Genomic DNA, 16,048 nt, shown 5'->3' on the forward strand with positions numbered 1-16,048 from the left:
AGACAGGCTCCCTCGGGGGCCTTTTTTATTATCCAAAATCAGAAATGAAGTGCAGACGACGGGAAGAGAACAATGACTGCAGGTAAACATGAGGCGGATGCAAACGCCGCAGAAACGCAGGAAGCAAGCAATCCACGTGAAATGACCGGTGCCGAGATGGTCATTCAGGCTCTGATCGATCAGGGCGTGGAGAGCATTTTCGGCTATCCCGGCGGTGCCGTGCTTCCGATCTACGACGAGCTTTTCCAGCAGGATAAGGTTCAGCACGTTTTGGTCCGTCATGAGCAGGGCGCTGGACATGCGGCGGAAGGCTATGCGCGGTCGACCGGCAAGGTTGGCGTGATGCTTGTTACGTCCGGTCCGGGTGCGACCAATGCGGTCACTCCGCTGCAGGATGCCCTGATGGACTCCATCCCGCTGGTTTGCATTTCCGGTCAGGTTCCGACAACGTTGATCGGCTCCGATGCGTTTCAGGAATGCGATACGATCGGTATCACGCGCCCCTGCACCAAGCACAACTGGCTGGTAAAGGACGTCAACGATCTGGCGCGCATCCTGCACGAAGCCTTTCATGTCGCATCCACCGGTCGTCCTGGTCCCGTTGTGGTCGATATTCCAAAGGACATCCAGTTTGCCAAGGGCATTTATACGCCACCGGAAACTGCGCCGCGTACCAGCTATCGTCCGGTTCTCGACGGCAATGCGCAGGCAATTTCGGATGCCGTTCGCCTGCTCGTCAATGCGAAGAAGCCCGTCATCTATTCGGGCGGCGGCGTGATCAATTCCGGCCCGGCAGCTTCCCGTCTGCTGCGCGAGCTGGTAGAGATCAGCAATTTCCCGATCACATCCACGCTGATGGGTCTGGGTGCTTATCCGGCTTCCGGCAAGAACTGGCTCGGCATGCTGGGTATGCATGGCACCTACGAAGCCAACATGACCATGCATGATTGCGATGTCATGCTGTGCGTCGGCGCCCGTTTCGATGACCGTATCACTGGACGTCTGAACGCATTTTCTCCGAATTCGAAGAAGATTCATATCGATATCGATCCATCTTCGATCAACAAGAGCGTTCGCGTCGATGTTCCGATCATTGGCGATGTCGCCCATGTTCTGGAAGACATTGTTCGTCAGGTCCGGGCCTCTGATAAGAAGCCGGAAAAGCAGGCAATCGGTGCCTGGTGGGAGCAGATTGATCGTTGGCGCTCTCGCAATTCACTTGCCTATGCGCCGAATAAAGACGTCATCATGCCGCAATATGCAATTCAGCGGCTCTATGAACTGACCAAGGTTCGGAAGACCTATATCACCACGGAAGTTGGCCAGCATCAGATGTGGGCAGCGCAGTTCTATGGCTTCGAGGAACCAAACCGCTGGTTGACCTCGGGTGGCCTGGGTACCATGGGATACGGCCTGCCAGCAGCACTCGGTGTGCAGATCGCGCACCCTGACGCATTGGTTATCGATATTGCGGGTGACGCCTCAATCCAGATGTGTATTCAGGAAATGTCGGCGGCCATCCAGCATAATGCGCCGATCAAGATCTTCATCCTGAACAACCAGTACATGGGCATGGTGCGCCAGTGGCAGCAGCTCTTGCATGGCAACCGCCTGTCGCACTCCTATACTGAGGCAATGCCGGATTTCGTGAAGCTGGCGGAAGCCTATGGTGCGCACGGTATCCGCTGCGATAAGCCAGGTAAACTCGATGACGCCATTCAGGAGATGATCGACATTGACAAGCCGGTGATCTTCGATTGCCGCGTGGCAAATCTCGCCAATTGCTTCCCCATGATCCCGTCAGGCAAGGCGCATAACGAAATGCTGTTGCCGGATGAAGCAACAGATGAGGCAGTTGCCAACGCCATCGATGCCAAGGGCCGCGCGCTCGTCTGATCCGGAGGAAAGAAATCATGAATGCACAGAACCTAGCTTCCGGATCGGCCTATTTCATTGCAGCCGAAACGCAAACGCCGGAAACGCATACGCTTGCCGTACTCGTTGACAACGAACCGGGCGTCCTAGCTCGCGTGATCGGCCTTTTCTCTGGTCGTGGCTATAATATTGAAAGCCTGACGGTTTCGGAAACCGAGCATGAAAAACACCTGTCGCGCATTACAATCGTGACGCGCGGCACGCCGCACGTGCTCGACCAGATCCGCCACCAGTTGGCCCGCATTGTTCCGGTTCATCGTGTTGTCGATTTGAGCCATCGCGCCTCTGAACTCGGCCACGACCGTCCTGTCGAGCGTGAACTCGCACTGGTGAAGGTCGCTGGCAAAGGTGAAGCGAGAGCTGAAACGCTGCGTCTGGCCGATGCGTTCAAAGCCAAGGTGGTTGATGCGACGACAGATCATTTCATTCTGGAGATCACCGGAAAGACCGCGAAGATTGATCAGTTTATTTCGATCATGAAGCCGCTTGGTCTGGTTGAGACCTGCCGTACGGGTGTCGCGGCCATGAATCGCGGGCCGGAAGGTATGTAACAGCCTTCAATCAAAACCGATACAATATCGTTGAAAACCGGCACAATGTTTCGATTGTGCCGGTTTTTTATTGAGCTAATTTGTCCCCATAAATCGAGGCCGTCCTATGTCCATTGAAGTTTTTTTGGCGCTTCTTGTCTTCGCCTTCGTCTCGTCCGTTACACCGGGACCAAACAATCTGATGCTTCTAGCTTCGGGCGTAAACTTCGGTTTCCGCCGCACCATTCCGCATATGTTGGGGATCGGCGTGGGCTTCTTCGTATTGCTGCTGGCGGTTGGTTTCGGTCTCGGCGCTTTGATCGAGACGGTACCGTCATTCTATGTGGCGCTGAAGTTTGCCGGTGGTGCCTATATGCTTTATCTCGCCTGGAAAATTGCGATGTCGCGCTCCATTGGCGATGCCAAGCATCGGGATAAAAGCGAGCCAATGACTTTCTTACAGGCGGCGGCATTCCAATGGGTCAATCCGAAAGCATGGGTGATGGGGATTACAGGAATTGCCACTTATGCCAACCACGACAACTATTATGTCGCGGTGCTTCTGGTCAGCGTCGCCTTTGCGATTGTGAATTTGCCAAGCGTGTCAGTGTGGGCAGGATTTGGCACATTGCTGCGCAATTGGCTTTCCGATCCCTTTCGGTTGAAATGTTTCAATTTTATCATGGCTTTACTGCTCATTTTGAGCTTGTGGCCAATGCTGAAATAAAGGTGAAGGGCAAATGACGAACAAGCTTCCAACTTATGATGACGTGGTCTCGGCTGCAAAGCAGATCGAAGGCTATGCTCACCAGACACCGGTATTCACATCGTCTACCATCGACCACGAAACCGGTGCCCAGTACTTTTTCAAATGCGAGAATTTCCAGCGGATCGGTGCCTTCAAGTTTCGTGGCGCCTTCAATGCCCTGTCCCGATTTACAGATGAGCAAAAGGCTCGAGGCGTACTTGCGTTCTCATCCGGCAACCACGCCCAGGCAATCGCGCTTGCAGCAAAACTGCTCGGCATCGGCGCAACCATCATCATGCCTGAGGATGCGCCGCGCGCGAAACTTGACGCTACGCGAGGTTACGGCGCGAAGGTTGTCACCTATAACCGCTATGAAGAAGATCGCGATGTGATCTCAAAGCGTCTGGCAGAAGAGGGGGGGCTGACCCTCATTCCACCGTTCAATCATCCTGATATCATCGCTGGGCAGGGAACTGCGGCCAAGGAGTTGATCGAGGAAACGGGTCCGCTCGATGCTCTGTTCGTTTGTCTTGGCGGCGGTGGCCTGCTTGCAGGTTCGGCATTGGCCGCGAAAGCCTTGTCGCCGGAGTGCGATGTCTACGGCGTGGAACCAGAGGCGGGAAATGATGGTCAGCAGTCGTTCCGGTCGGGCAAAATAGTCCATATCGACGTGCCGAAGACGTTGGCGGACGGTGCCCAGACACAGGCCCTTGGTGACATGACTTTTACCATTATCCGCGAAGCTGTTAGCGATATTCTGGCCGTCAGCGACGATGAGTTGGTGCAAGGCATGAAGTTCTTTGCCAGCCGGATGAAAATGGTGGTCGAGCCTACGGGTTGTCTCGCGTTTGCCGGTGCGCGGCAAGTGGCATCTAAGCTGCAAGGTAAGCGGGTGGGCGTAATCGTCAGCGGTGGCAATGTCGACCTCGACAGATTTGCAGGCTTAGTGACTAAAAACGTTTGATCACGGTTTGATCTTGTTTTCGGGCAGCGAATCCTGTCTGAAGGGACGATGCAGTTTTCACCGGAACAGGATCAGGCGCTGAAGGCCGTCGGGCAATGGCTCAAAGACGGCCGTAGCCCCATTTTCAGATTGTTCGGCTACGCGGGTACGGGCAAAACGACGCTCGCCCGCTATTTCGCTGAACACGTGGACGGCGATGTGCAGTTTGCGGCCTTTACCGGAAAGGCGGCGCAGGTGCTGCGTTCGAAAGGTGCCAGCAATGCCCGTACGCTCCATTCGCTGATCTATCGTCCGCGTGGTGAGGAAGCGATTGAGGACGAAACGACCGGCAAGACTTCCATCGCGCCGACCTTCTCGCTTAACCGGCAGAGCCCTGTTGCAAAAGCGGCGATGATTGTCGTGGACGAATGTTCCATGGTCGATGAAGCGCTGGGTCGGGATTTGATGAGTTTCGGCACTCCGATCCTCGTTCTTGGCGATCCTGGACAGTTGCCTCCTATTTCCGGAGGTGGCTTTTTCACGGAGCACGACCCGGATTATCTCCTGACCGAGATTCATCGTCAGGCACAGGATAATCCGATCATCCGTATGGCGCTCGATGTGCGGGAAGGGCGTGAGCTTCCCTATGGCGACCATGGCGCCGCAAGGGTTATCGGAAAAGGCGATGTCAATCAGGAAATGGTGCTGTCTGCCGATCAGGTGCTCGTCGGCACCAATCGAACGCGCCGCCGCTATAACCAGCGCCTTCGGGAGCTGAAAGGCTTTACTGCGGATTACCCACAGGCTGGCGACAAGCTGGTCTGCCTGCGTAACGATCCCGCCAAGGGACTTCTCAACGGTTCACTTTGGAAGGTGATGACATCATCCAAGGAAACGGTGAAGCCCGGCATCAATCTGCTGGTTACGCCCGAGGACGATGATCGCGGCGTTGCGAAGATCAAGTTATTGAAGGCGCAGTTCGAAGACCCTGACAGTGAAATTCCGTGGCAGACCAAGAAGCGCTACGACGATTTCGATTATGGTTATGCCTTGACGGTTCATAAAGCACAAGGTTCGCAGTGGGATGAGGTCGTGCTTTTCGATGAAAGTTTTGCCTTTCGCGACACACGTGAACGGTGGCTTTATACGGCGATCACACGCGCGGCCGAACGTTTGACCATTGTAAAATAATTACTCATCTGCGGGCTGGGCATTGAGCCATTCCCAAGCTTCGTTTTCCTCGTCTGCTTCGAACGCACGAAGCTCAATGGACAGGAAAGGCTGCATCAGAGTTATGCTTGCCTGAATCCACAAAGGCCCGCCGACAATTGCATAGTGGCGAAGCTTTTTCAGGGATTTAGAGCGCATGGACAGCATACTTTCCGAAAAGGCAGCCGTCCAGTCGAACCCTTCATATCCGGTAAGACGGATCAGAAGATCGATTTCTTCATGTGTTTCATAGGCTGCGTCGAGAAGACCATAGAGGTTCTCCAATGACGCATCGTCGAGATGTCCTTCGATTGCAAAAGCGAAAACGTCTTCCCGGTTTGTTGGAATGCGGCGAATGACGGGTATGTCCTCATTTCGCATCATAGACCTCCATTTATTGATCGGTTTAAACGCCCGAGCAGGGACAAAGGTTGCGATCACCTACAAATTGATGCGAACTGGAAAACTCCGCAAACCCCGTTTGTTGCAGGCAGATTTCATGATTGGGGATTGCGGCTGCGGTGCGACGGCAAAACACTCACATTTTTTCATGGCAGGCGTTATAAAGCGGAATATTCATCCGGGAGTCTTCAATGCCTGCGAAATTATCGGTCAATCTCAACGCTGTTGCGATGCTACGAAACCGGCGTGATTTGCCATGGCCAAGCGTTACCGGTCTGGGCCGCGCTGCTCTTGCCGCCGGAGCTGCCGGATTGACGGTGCATCCGCGTCCCGATCAGCGTCATATCCGGTTTTCTGATCTCGGTGATATACGTGCTTTGATTGATGATGAATTTCCGCAAGCAGAGTTCAATATTGAAGGTTTTCCAAGCGAGGCGTTCCTTGATCTGGTGGAGAAGCATCAGCCGGAACAGGTGACGCTCGTGCCTGATGGTCCAATGCAGGCAACGTCGGATCATGGTTGGGACTTTGTGTCGAAAACTGACTTTCTGGCTCCAATCGTGGCTCGTCTGAAAGCCGGTGGTATGCGTGTATCCTTGTTCGCCGATCCCGATCCGCTAGGCTACGAACGGGCGGCTTCAATCGGTGTGGATCGTGTGGAGCTTTACACCGGCCCTTATGGCGCAACCTATGATGACCCGGCAGCCGCGGTGCGTGAGTTGGATCAACTGGAAAAAGCTGCAAATGCCGCTACGGCGCTAGGCCTCGATATTAATGCGGGACATGATCTGACAGTAGACAATCTGCCTGCGCTGGTGAAACGTATCCCGCAATTGAGCGAAGTTTCCATTGGACACGGACTGACCGCCGATGCTCTGATGTATGGGATGCCGGTAACGGTCAGTCGCTACATCGCGGCCCTTGCGTAACGCGTGGTCAATGCGCTTGGTGCATGGCTCAGATTGGAGCTGTGCAAAAAGTGCATTTGCATTCGGGCGAGACAAGCTTTAGGCGTCCGCCACTAATTATACGCGTTGGGGGCGCGCAGGATCGTATGAGGGACGCATTGAAGCAGTTTTCCGACGTCCGCTTTCCGCGCCGAGGCAATTCTATATCTGTTGCATTCGGGCAGATTGCTACGCTCAATCGACGCAATGTCCATGATTAAAACTGATCTGGGCAAAGGTGCGGCGACTATGCTGCAATTCGCAACTTTTTGCGAATACACTCATTATTCCAATTCTATCCCCAGTAACTCCAGCCAGAACCGTTTCAGGAAGTTGCGAGGTGCCTGCACATGAGCGGCGAGCTAAATGGCAATGACACGCCGATCCAGGCTGCTATGCCTGCCGTCGGTGTTCCCGAAAGCGTCGCTTTTGCTGAAGATGCCGAGCAGCATAATGAGAGCATGAAGACGCTGGTGCTTGGCGCTCTGGGTGTTGTTTACGGTGACATCGGCACCAGCCCTATCTATGCTTTTCGTGAAGCCCTCCATGCGGCGGCAAGCGATGGTATTCTTGCGCGCAGCGACATCCTGGGCGTTGTTTCACTGATCTTTTGGGCGTTGACGCTCGTTGTCACCATCAAGTACGTGCTGTTCGTGCTACGCGCCGACAACAATGGCGAGGGTGGCATTCTTTCGCTGATGGCTCTTGTCAGAGGTGCGTTGAAAGGCAGACCTGATCTGATCCTAGGGGTAGGTATCTGCGGGGCGGCGTTGTTCTTCGGCGACGCGGTCATCACGCCTGCAATTTCGGTTCTTTCGGCAATGGAAGGTCTTGAGATCGTCGCGCCTGATCTCACGCCATTCGTTGTTCCCATCACTGTCGTCATCCTCGTGACACTGTTTTCTGTCCAGAAACTGGGCACCGGCAAGGTGGCCATCGTTTTCGGGCCGATCATGGCATTGTGGTTTCTGGCGCTGGGCGCGTCGGGCCTTTGGCATATTTTCGATGATCCGACGGTTATGATGGCGCTCAATCCATATTATGCGATACGCTTTCTGACGGTTAGTCCCGGTGTGGCGTTCATCACTGTTGGTGCCGTGTTCCTCGCGATGACTGGTGCCGAAGCGCTTTACGCCGATCTTGGGCATTTCGGGCGCAAGCCGATTGTGCGTGCATGGCTATGGGTCGTTTTCCCATGCCTGCTGCTCAACTATTTCGGACAAGCTGCGTTTATCCTGTCGCATGGTGAAGCCGCAGCATTGCCGTTCTTCCAGATGATGCCGAGCTTCGCGCTTTGGCCCATGGTCCTGCTGGCAACGGCGGCAACAGTTATCGCGAGTCAGGCCGTCATAACAGGTGCTTATTCAGTGGCGCGTCAGGCTGTTCAGCTCAACATTCTGCCGCGCCTTGAAATTCAGCACACTTCGGAAAAACTGCACGGCCAGATCTATATTCCGCGCGTCAATCTGTTATTGGGGCTGGCGGTGGTCATTCTGGTGCTTGGTTTCGAAAAGTCCAGCAATCTGGCTGCAGCCTATGGCATTGCCGTCACTGGCAACATGCTGGTCACGACGGTTCTGCTTTACATCGTGATGACCCGGATCTGGAACTGGCGCGTAAGCCGTGCCCTGCCGATTATTCTCGGCTTCCTTATCATTGACATCATGTTCTTCAGTGCGAACATCATCAAGGTTCATGAGGGCGGCTGGGCTTCAATCGGTATCGCGGTTGTACTCGTCCTCATCATGTGGACCTGGGTGCGTGGGACGCGACATCTCTTTCACAAGACCCGCAAGGCCGAAGTTCCACTTGATCTCATCGTGGAGCAGATGGCCAAGCGTCCGCCGACCATCGTGCCGGGCACGGCCGTATTTCTGACCGGCGATCCTAAAAGTGCTCCAACCGCGCTCATGCACAGCCTGAAACACTATAAGGTTCTGCACGAAAACAATGTTATATTGACGGTCGTGACCGCATCGAAGCCATGGGTTTCCAGTGCTGATCGGGCACGCGTATCCCAATATAACGAACGCTTCATGCAGGTGACGCTTACCTTCGGCTATATGCAGCAGCCGAACATTCCGCGAGCGCTCGGCATCTGTCGAAAGCTTGGCTGGAAATTCGATATCATGACGACGTCGTTCTTCCTGTCGCGCCGCTCGCTCAAGGCGTCGGCTCATTCCGGCCTGCCACTCTGGCAGGACAAGTTGTTTATCCTGCTTGCCCGAACCGCGTCCGACGCGACAGAATATTTCCAGATTCCGACCGGTCGTGTGGTAGAAATTGGAACACAGGTGAATCTGTAAACCCACCTGATTCGATAGGTTTAAGGAGCGCTTTTCCGGTTTCGGGAAGGCGCTTTTTTTGCATTTTGCGTGGATGAAAATTAATCCTGTATTAGGCTGCTGTAATTTTTGAAAACATGCTTGACCGCTGATGAAACAATAATTATGAATTGGGAACCGTACCGTACGGTACAAGGTGGAGGAAAAGACCCGTGACTGATACCAGCGACGAATTGCAGGCTCAAAAGCAGCAAGCTCTTTCGCCGCGTCAGAACGATGTTCTGGAGCAGGCATTGCGCCTTTTAGTCGAGGGCGGGGATCGCGCTTTGACGACTGCTAGTATTGCTCGTGCTGCCAACTGCTCGAAGGAAAGCCTCTACAAATGGTTTGGTGACCGCGACGGTCTGCTGACTGCGATGGTTCGCTGGCAGGCATCGAAAGTTCGTGTCGTACCACTGACCCGTGAAAAGCTGGATGCGGAATCTCTCTTCTCAAGTCTGGAGCATTTCGCGCGCGACTGGCTGTTGGTGCTTTCGGGGAAAACCTCGATTGCACTGAATCGATTGGCGGTGAGCCATGCAGCATCCGGTAAATCGATGCTCGGCGATATCGTTCTGGCCAATGGGCCTGTGGCCATGGCCAAGCGCCTCAAGCCTATTCTCCATATGGGGCAGGAAGTGGGTCTGCTCGCCTTCGACGATATCGACGAGGCATTTCGCACGTTCTTCGGGCTTGTCGTCCGGGACATGCAAATACGGTTGCTGCTTGGCGACCATCTGGAACTGACTGACGACGTGGTCATCCGGGATGCCCGGCGTGCCACCAAGCAGTTTTTTGCCCTCTATGGGGCCTAATCACATCGGCGGACGCAAGAAAGCCGAAGAACAATCTGAACGAAGGGAATAAGGAAATGCGCGTTTACTACGATCGGGATGCAGACGTTAACCTGATCAAGTCGAAGAAGGTGGTTATCGTCGGTTATGGCAGCCAGGGTCGCGCCCATGCGCTGAACCTGAAGGATTCCGGTGCCGCTAACGTGCGTGTGGCCCTTCGTGAAGGTTCTGCGACCGCGAAGAAGGCACAGGCGGACGGCTTCGAAGTGACAAACGTTGCCGATGCCGCCAAGTGGGCTGATCTCATGATGATGGCAACGCCTGACGAATTGCAGGCCGACATCTACAAGGAACACATTCACGACAATCTTCGTGATGGCGCCGCAATCGCTTTCGCCCACGGTCTCAACGTGCATTTCGGCCTCATCGAGCCGAAGAAGTCGGTTGACGTTGTCATGATCGCGCCGAAGGGTCCAGGCCATACGGTTCGTGGTGAATACCAGAAGGGCGGCGGCGTTCCTTGCCTCATCGCCATTCATCAGGATGCCTCGGGCAATGCCCATGATCTGGCTCTCTCCTACGCTTCGGGTGTTGGCGGTGGCCGTTCGGGCGTCATCGAAACGACCTTCAAGGAAGAGTGCGAAACTGACCTGTTCGGTGAGCAGGCTGTTCTTTGCGGTGGCGTGGTCGAACTGATCCGTACCGGTTTCGAAGTTCTGGTTGAAGCGGGTTATGCTCCGGAAATGGCCTACTTCGAGTGCCTGCACGAAATGAAGCTGATCGTGGATCTGATCTACGAAGGCGGCATCGCCAACATGAACTACTCGATCTCGAACACTGCAGAGTGGGGCGAATACGTCACCGGTCCACGCATCATCACTGCTGAAACCAAGGAAGAAATGAAGCGCGTTCTGAAGGACATTCAGACCGGCAAGTTCACTTCCGATTGGATGCAGGAGTATCGTGCAGGTGCAGCGCGCTTCAAGGGTATCCGTCGCAACAACGACAGCCACCAGATCGAAGAAGTTGGCGAAAAGCTCCGCGGCATGATGCCATGGATCGCAGCGAACAAGCTCGTCGACAAGGCGCGCAACTAAAATCAGTGGGGTTCAGGTTCTGGCTGTCAGCAAATGCTGCGGCACACCGGAACCAGAATGTCATTTGATTTTCGAGCTTTTACCGAAGGTCGAAATGAGGGGCGCTTCTTGCGCCCCTTCATACTTGGCACTCTATGGCAGAGTTGATCGTCAGCCTGAAGCGAACGAAAAGAACCCAAATTCTGCGCCCGTTTTTTCGTTTCATGCACTTTGAGGCCCAAAACAATTCCGAATATCTTTATTCCATAGAAGCATGGGAAAAGCTGTTCTCGTCCGCCGAAAAGTGCGCTAGAGCTTCACATCCAATAGCCAAGTTCTGAGGAGACTTAGCTATTACAAGTTCCGTAAAATGTACGGATAGTCTAATTGAGGAGATTTCCCGTGTTGGACTGGGAAAATGTATTTGCAACGCGCTCGAAACGTATGCGCGCATCGGAAATCCGCGAACTACTGAAGCTTCTGGAACGTCCAGATATTATTTCGTTTGCGGGCGGAATTCCTGATCCGGCTCTTTTCCCGCACGATGAATTCCAAGCGGCCTACAAGGATATTCTTACCGGCCCTGAAGCCAATGCAGCGCTGCAATATTCCGTTTCGGAAGGCTACAAGCCGTTACGCACCTGGCTGGTTGGAGAACTCGCCAAGATCGGTATCCCCTGCACGGAAGACAATGTGTTCATCACATCGGGTTCGCAGCAGGCGCTCGATTATCTGGGCAAGCTGTTTCTGTCGCCTGGCGACACGGCACTCGTGACCGCACCGACCTATCTCGGTGCGCTACAGGCTTTCAATGCTTACGAGCCGAACTACGATGCGCTGGCGATTAATGGCAATCGCACGCCGGAATCCTATGCCGAGGCTGCCAAGAAAGCTGGCGGTCAGGTCAAGTTTGCTTATCTGTCCGCTGATTTCAGCAATCCGACAGGTGAAACTGTTGATCTTGCCGGTCGTGAAAAACTGCTCGCGCAGGCGGATGAACTCGACATTCCTGTGATCGAAGACGCGGCCTATCAGTATCTTCGCTACAATGGCGATGCGATCTCGCCGATCCTGGCGCTCGACATTGCCCGCAACGGCGACGACATCGAGAAAACCCGCACCATCTATTGCGGCTCTTTCTCCAAGACACTGGCTCCGGGTTTGCGCGTTGGCTATGTGGTTGCGTCGAAGCCAGTCATTCGCAAGCTCGTTTTGATGAAGCAGGCTGCAGATCTTCATTCATCCACCATCAATCAAATCGCTATTCAACGAGTTGCGAGCGGCGGCTTTGATGTTCAGGTGGCGAAGCTGCACAGTGTTTATAAACACCGTCGCGACAAGATGCTTGAGGCACTGGCGAATTATATGCCGGAAACCACCAGTTGGACAAAGCCTGAAGGCGGTATGTTTATCTGGGTTACACTGCCGGAAGGTATGGATGGCGCGGCACTCCTCGCTGCATCCATCGACAGTGAGAAAGTCGCGTTCGTTCCGGGAAGGGCATTCTTTGCCGATGGGACTGGTGCCAATACTCTGCGTCTCAGCTATTCATGTGCCAACGACGAGATGATCGATGAAGGTATCAAGCGCCTTGGCCGTTTGATACGCGCTCATACGAAATCCGCTGCCGCCTGATGAGCACGAACGAAAAGCCGGGTTTTGACCCGGCTTTTCCTTACTGGAATGGCGAATTGCAGCCTGCTCTCGGACCGGCCAATGGCTGGTATGTATTGTCAGAAGTCCGGTAGCTGCGATAGCGGTTCGAGCACCACTGAATATGATTGCTGGTCGGCCGCGCGCCCGCCGTTGGTGGCTGCATCGTGCGCCGATATTGCAATGCGTCACCGTTCTTGTAGTTCAATACGCCATGCTCGGTGACATAAGTTCCACTTTCCCGGCATTGCGTTGAACCGTAGCAATTGCGGGCGCTCGGGTCTGTGCGATTGGCGCCTGCCTGACCGCCAATAATCAACGGACCACTCGGCTTCAGCGAGGGAAGATATTGACTGTTCCGCAGTTCGACGGCTGAACTCGCACTTGCAATGCCTGCAACGAACAGTCCGGTCAGTATCGTTAGGCGCAGAATTTTTCCCATCGTCTCGGCTCGCTTCAATCTCTATTCTCCCGATATATGGGCATATTTTATACCCAAGTCACCGCTTCAGCAGAAATTTATTGGTTTCGGAATTCATCCTCTTGCCAATCGTCCGGCAAGCAGAGAGATTGCGAAAGCATGTTTACTATAGCTACCTTCAATGTCGAAAATCTGATGCGCCGGTTTGATTTTTCCGGCTTTCGCAATGAATTGCATCAGGATCGCGCCTTGCAATTGTTCGAAATCAGCGATGAGGCGCAATATCGCCTTCTCGAACAGGCTCGTGCTGTTGCGCATGCGGATGACGCGCGGCAGATGACAGCGCTCGCGATCGCGGAAACACGGGCGGATATTCTCTGCCTGCAGGAGGTGGACAATCTGGCTGCGTTGAATGCGTTTGAGTATGGTTATCTTTTCAAGATGATAGGCCATGGCTTCCGGCATAAATATCTCATAGACGGCAATGACAGCCGAGGTATTGATGTTGCCGTTATGATGCGCGACACGACGCGGGATGGACAGCCCATCGAGGTCGATGAAGTCACGAGCTATGTCTATGTAACTTATAATGATTTTGGTCTCTATGAGCCGGTTCTCGCCGAACTGGGAATCCAGCCCCATGATCGCATTTTCAAGCGGGATTGCCTCAATTTGGATATCCGGATTGCTGGAAAGCCCATATCGCTTTTTGTGACGCATCTGAAATCGATGACGGGTGCGCGCAATGGATTTGACGGACGGACAGCATCTCTGCCGGTGCGACGCGCAGAGGCACGCGCCATTCGCCGTATCATTGAGGATAAGTTCGGGCCGTCTAATGTTGCAAATCGTCGCTGGCTGATTTGCGGCGATTTCAATGATTATCGTGAGCGGATCATCATCGGCGGCGATGAGTGGAACGACTATCAATTTACGCCGATGGTTGAAGAGGAAAGCGCGCTCGACGTGCTTTTAGGGGATGGCTTCGCGGTCAATCTGGTCGAGCGCCGCCCCGTTATGGACCGCTGGACGCTTTACCATACGCGCGGGCCACAAGAACGTCATCTTTGCCAGCTTGACTACATTATGGCCTCACCCTCATTCGCGAAGAAGAATGAAAAAGCGGTGCCGGAGATCATTCGGCGAGGGCAGCCCTGGCGCACGATCTTTCCGCCCGATCAGCAGGTCGAGCGTTATCCCCGAACCGGATGGGACCGCCCGAAAGCAAGCGATCATTGTCCGGTTGCGGTGACACTGAATATGGTTTGAATGATGCAACACGTCCGGGAAAATACCGTCCACGTTATTGATAGTGCTGATGTCCGGGTTTTACCTGGTCCTTTGCCATATACTGAGCAAAACAGCGAAGCGATTGCTTTGAACTGGGCGCGCGAGCGCGCCGCGAATCCAACTCTGTTCGATGGTGAGTTCTATCTGGCACCGCAAGCTGAATTGACAGGCGGTGTATTTCAGGCAGGTTTCAAGCGCACCAGTTTTGCGACGCTGATGCACTGGCGACATGATGAATCACAAGAACGTCCGTGGCATATTTTTGGTGTTGGTGTAATTGTCTCGAGCGACGGCCATTTAATTGCCGGGCGTATGAGCGCGCAAAATGCGGGTGCGGGAAGGGTCTATTTTCCGGCAGGCTCAATCGACGATAATGACATTGTCGATCGATGTGTCGATTACGACGCCAATCGGCGACGTGAGGTGCAGGAGGAAACGGGTCTTGATATTCAGGACGCGCGCGCTGAGCAAAAGATCAATCTTGTGACCGGTAACCGTAGCATAGCGCTTTTCCGCCGTTATTATTTTGATGCACCAAGCAAAGAACTGGTATCGCGGATTGAACAACATCTGTCGTCGGAGGTAGAGCCGGAGCTGTCCGAGATCATACCGGTGAACGCAGCCGGTGCGATGGGAGATGCTACACCGTCTTATGTACGAGCATTTGCCGATTGGCATTTCAATAATCTCTAAAACTTGCCCGGACTTGCAGATGACAGCGCCGCGAAATTGGCTATGCTCGCAAATAATGTGAAGCATAACGCATTGGAGTGAAATCGACTTTGCAGTCGGTTTTATAGGCAGATTGAGGGGAGAATGAGGGATGAGTGACGCCGCTGTTTCCGGCAGGTTCTACGAGGTTTTCGACGTTTTCGCCGACAAGGCTCTGGCTGGAAATCCGCTGGCTGTCGTCCACGACGGCGAAGGCTTGAACGATACGCGTATGCAGGCCATCGCACGCGAGTTCAATCTTTCTGAAACGGTCTTCATCTTTCCTCCGAGCAATCCCGCCCATGAAGCCGCTGTTCGTATCTTCACGCCTGATTATGAGCTTCCCTTTGCTGGGCATCCAACAGTGGGAGCGGCCGTGTCACTGGCTCGCCGTCGCAAAACGGGCGATGAGACGGACAGGCTCGTTGCTTTGGAAGAGACGGTCGGTATCGTTCGCTGCGGCGTAATACTTGGCGAGAACAGTGCCTTTGCCGAGTTCGATCTGCCCCGCCTGCCAGAGAAGCTTGACGTCAAGATCGAGAAGGAGGAGGCTGCTGCCGCGATCGGTCTCGGTACGCACGAGATCGGATTCGAGAATCATGTGCCTGCCGTCTGGAGCGCAGGCACGCCTTATCTCTTTGTGCCGGTTCATAATCTGATTGCTGCAGCAAAAGTGTCCATTGATCCGGTCTATGTGAATGAAAGCCTGCCGCACGTCGATGGCCGACCTCTGCCGATCTATGTCTATTGCCGCGAAACAATTCTGTTCGACAGCAATTTCCATGCGCGCATGTTTGTAACTGGCGCCAATGTCTATGAAGACCCTGCAACGGGGTCGGCTGCTGCCGCCTTTGCAGGCATGATCCAGAAGAACGACAAGCCTGTTGATGGCAGTTCGCAGTGGTGGATCGAACAGGGGATGGAGATGGGGCGGCCGTCGCGGATTCGTCTTGAACTGGATGTGGCCAAACAGCAGCTCACAGGAGCCCGGATCGGCGGCACTGCAGTCAAGATTGCGGAAGGGCGCCTGTTCGTCTAACAAAAACACTATGCTTGCGATTTGAT

The 16,048-nt window shown here is 54.1% G+C and carries 15 protein-coding genes; 13 read left to right on the forward strand and 2 right to left on the reverse strand.

Going from position 1 to position 16,048, the window contains the following annotated elements; translation table 11 throughout:
• Nucleotides 1-72 precede the first annotated feature (72 nt).
• The 5 genes from ACYSN1_RS17605 (at nucleotide 73) to ACYSN1_RS17625 (ending at nucleotide 5,347) form a co-directional block, all read left to right on the forward strand.
• A complete protein-coding gene (locus ACYSN1_RS17605) occupies nucleotides 73-1,896 on the forward strand; it encodes an acetolactate synthase 3 large subunit (RefSeq protein WP_461726876.1) in 1,824 nt (607 codons plus the stop codon).
• 17 nt (nucleotides 1,897-1,913) lie between these two features.
• Nucleotides 1,914-2,486: an acetolactate synthase small subunit gene (gene ilvN / locus ACYSN1_RS17610; RefSeq protein ID WP_010659773.1), complete on the forward strand. Its 573-nt coding sequence runs from the start codon at nucleotides 1,914-1,916 to the stop codon at nucleotides 2,484-2,486.
• Nucleotides 2,487-2,592: 106 nt separating this feature from the next.
• Entirely contained in the window at nucleotides 2,593-3,192 is a 600-nt protein-coding gene (locus ACYSN1_RS17615; RefSeq protein WP_461726877.1) for a LysE family translocator, read from the forward strand.
• Between the two features lie 13 nt (nucleotides 3,193-3,205).
• On the forward strand, nucleotides 3,206-4,177 hold the full coding sequence (locus tag ACYSN1_RS17620; protein WP_461726878.1) for a threo-3-hydroxy-L-aspartate ammonia-lyase: 972 nt from the start codon (nucleotides 3,206-3,208) through the stop codon (nucleotides 4,175-4,177).
• A gap of 48 nt (nucleotides 4,178-4,225) precedes the next feature.
• On the forward strand, nucleotides 4,226-5,347 hold the full coding sequence (locus tag ACYSN1_RS17625; RefSeq protein ID WP_109989079.1) for an ATP-dependent DNA helicase: 1,122 nt from the start codon (nucleotides 4,226-4,228) through the stop codon (nucleotides 5,345-5,347).
• Here ACYSN1_RS17625 and ACYSN1_RS17630 read toward each other — a convergent pair whose 3' ends face one another.
• Complete coding sequence (locus tag ACYSN1_RS17630) at nucleotides 5,348-5,746, reverse strand: SpoIIAA family protein (RefSeq protein ID WP_461726982.1); 399 nt, start codon at nucleotides 5,744-5,746, stop codon at nucleotides 5,348-5,350.
• Nucleotides 5,747-5,958: 212 nt separating this feature from the next.
• Between ACYSN1_RS17630 and ACYSN1_RS17635 the strand changes: the two genes are divergently transcribed.
• The 5 genes from ACYSN1_RS17635 to ACYSN1_RS17655 all read left to right on the forward strand — a co-directional run bounded on the left by ACYSN1_RS17635 (nucleotide 5,959) and on the right by ACYSN1_RS17655 (nucleotide 12,543).
• Complete coding sequence (locus ACYSN1_RS17635) at nucleotides 5,959-6,696, forward strand: pyridoxine 5'-phosphate synthase (RefSeq protein WP_461726879.1); 738 nt, start codon at nucleotides 5,959-5,961, stop codon at nucleotides 6,694-6,696.
• Between the two features lie 368 nt (nucleotides 6,697-7,064).
• Nucleotides 7,065-9,020, forward strand: coding sequence for a potassium transporter Kup (locus tag ACYSN1_RS17640; protein ID WP_461726880.1), 1,956 nt, complete (start codon nucleotides 7,065-7,067; stop codon nucleotides 9,018-9,020).
• Between the two features lie 191 nt (nucleotides 9,021-9,211).
• Nucleotides 9,212-9,853: a TetR/AcrR family transcriptional regulator gene (locus tag ACYSN1_RS17645; RefSeq protein WP_461726881.1), complete on the forward strand. Its 642-nt coding sequence runs from the start codon at nucleotides 9,212-9,214 to the stop codon at nucleotides 9,851-9,853.
• A 56-nt stretch (nucleotides 9,854-9,909) separates the two neighbouring features.
• Nucleotides 9,910-10,929, forward strand: a complete 1,020-nt coding sequence (ilvC, locus tag ACYSN1_RS17650; protein ID WP_140022125.1) for a ketol-acid reductoisomerase — start codon at nucleotides 9,910-9,912, stop codon at nucleotides 10,927-10,929.
• 381 nt (nucleotides 10,930-11,310) lie between these two features.
• Entirely contained in the window at nucleotides 11,311-12,543 is a 1,233-nt protein-coding gene (locus ACYSN1_RS17655) for an aminotransferase-like domain-containing protein (RefSeq protein WP_461726882.1), read from the forward strand.
• Between the two features lie 40 nt (nucleotides 12,544-12,583).
• On the opposite strand, the gene ACYSN1_RS17660 is transcribed toward ACYSN1_RS17655, so the two are convergent.
• Nucleotides 12,584-13,003 (reverse strand): BA14K family protein, encoded by a 420-nt coding sequence (locus ACYSN1_RS17660; RefSeq protein WP_461726983.1) that lies wholly within the window; start codon nucleotides 13,001-13,003, stop codon nucleotides 12,584-12,586.
• 138 nt (nucleotides 13,004-13,141) lie between these two features.
• On the opposite strand from ACYSN1_RS17660, the gene ACYSN1_RS17665 reads away from it, so the two are divergent.
• From ACYSN1_RS17665 to ACYSN1_RS17675, 3 genes are all read left to right on the forward strand, one after another.
• Nucleotides 13,142-14,251, forward strand: a complete 1,110-nt coding sequence (locus tag ACYSN1_RS17665) for an endonuclease/exonuclease/phosphatase family protein (protein WP_461726883.1) — start codon at nucleotides 13,142-13,144, stop codon at nucleotides 14,249-14,251.
• 3 nt (nucleotides 14,252-14,254) lie between these two features.
• Nucleotides 14,255-14,965: an NUDIX hydrolase gene (locus tag ACYSN1_RS17670; RefSeq protein ID WP_461726984.1), complete on the forward strand. Its 711-nt coding sequence runs from the start codon at nucleotides 14,255-14,257 to the stop codon at nucleotides 14,963-14,965.
• A gap of 130 nt (nucleotides 14,966-15,095) precedes the next feature.
• Nucleotides 15,096-16,022, forward strand: a complete 927-nt coding sequence (locus ACYSN1_RS17675) for a PhzF family phenazine biosynthesis protein (RefSeq protein WP_461726884.1) — start codon at nucleotides 15,096-15,098, stop codon at nucleotides 16,020-16,022.
• The last annotated feature ends 26 nt before the right edge of the window (nucleotides 16,023-16,048 follow it).

This window comes from Brucella sp. LJL56, from assembly GCF_054871705.1.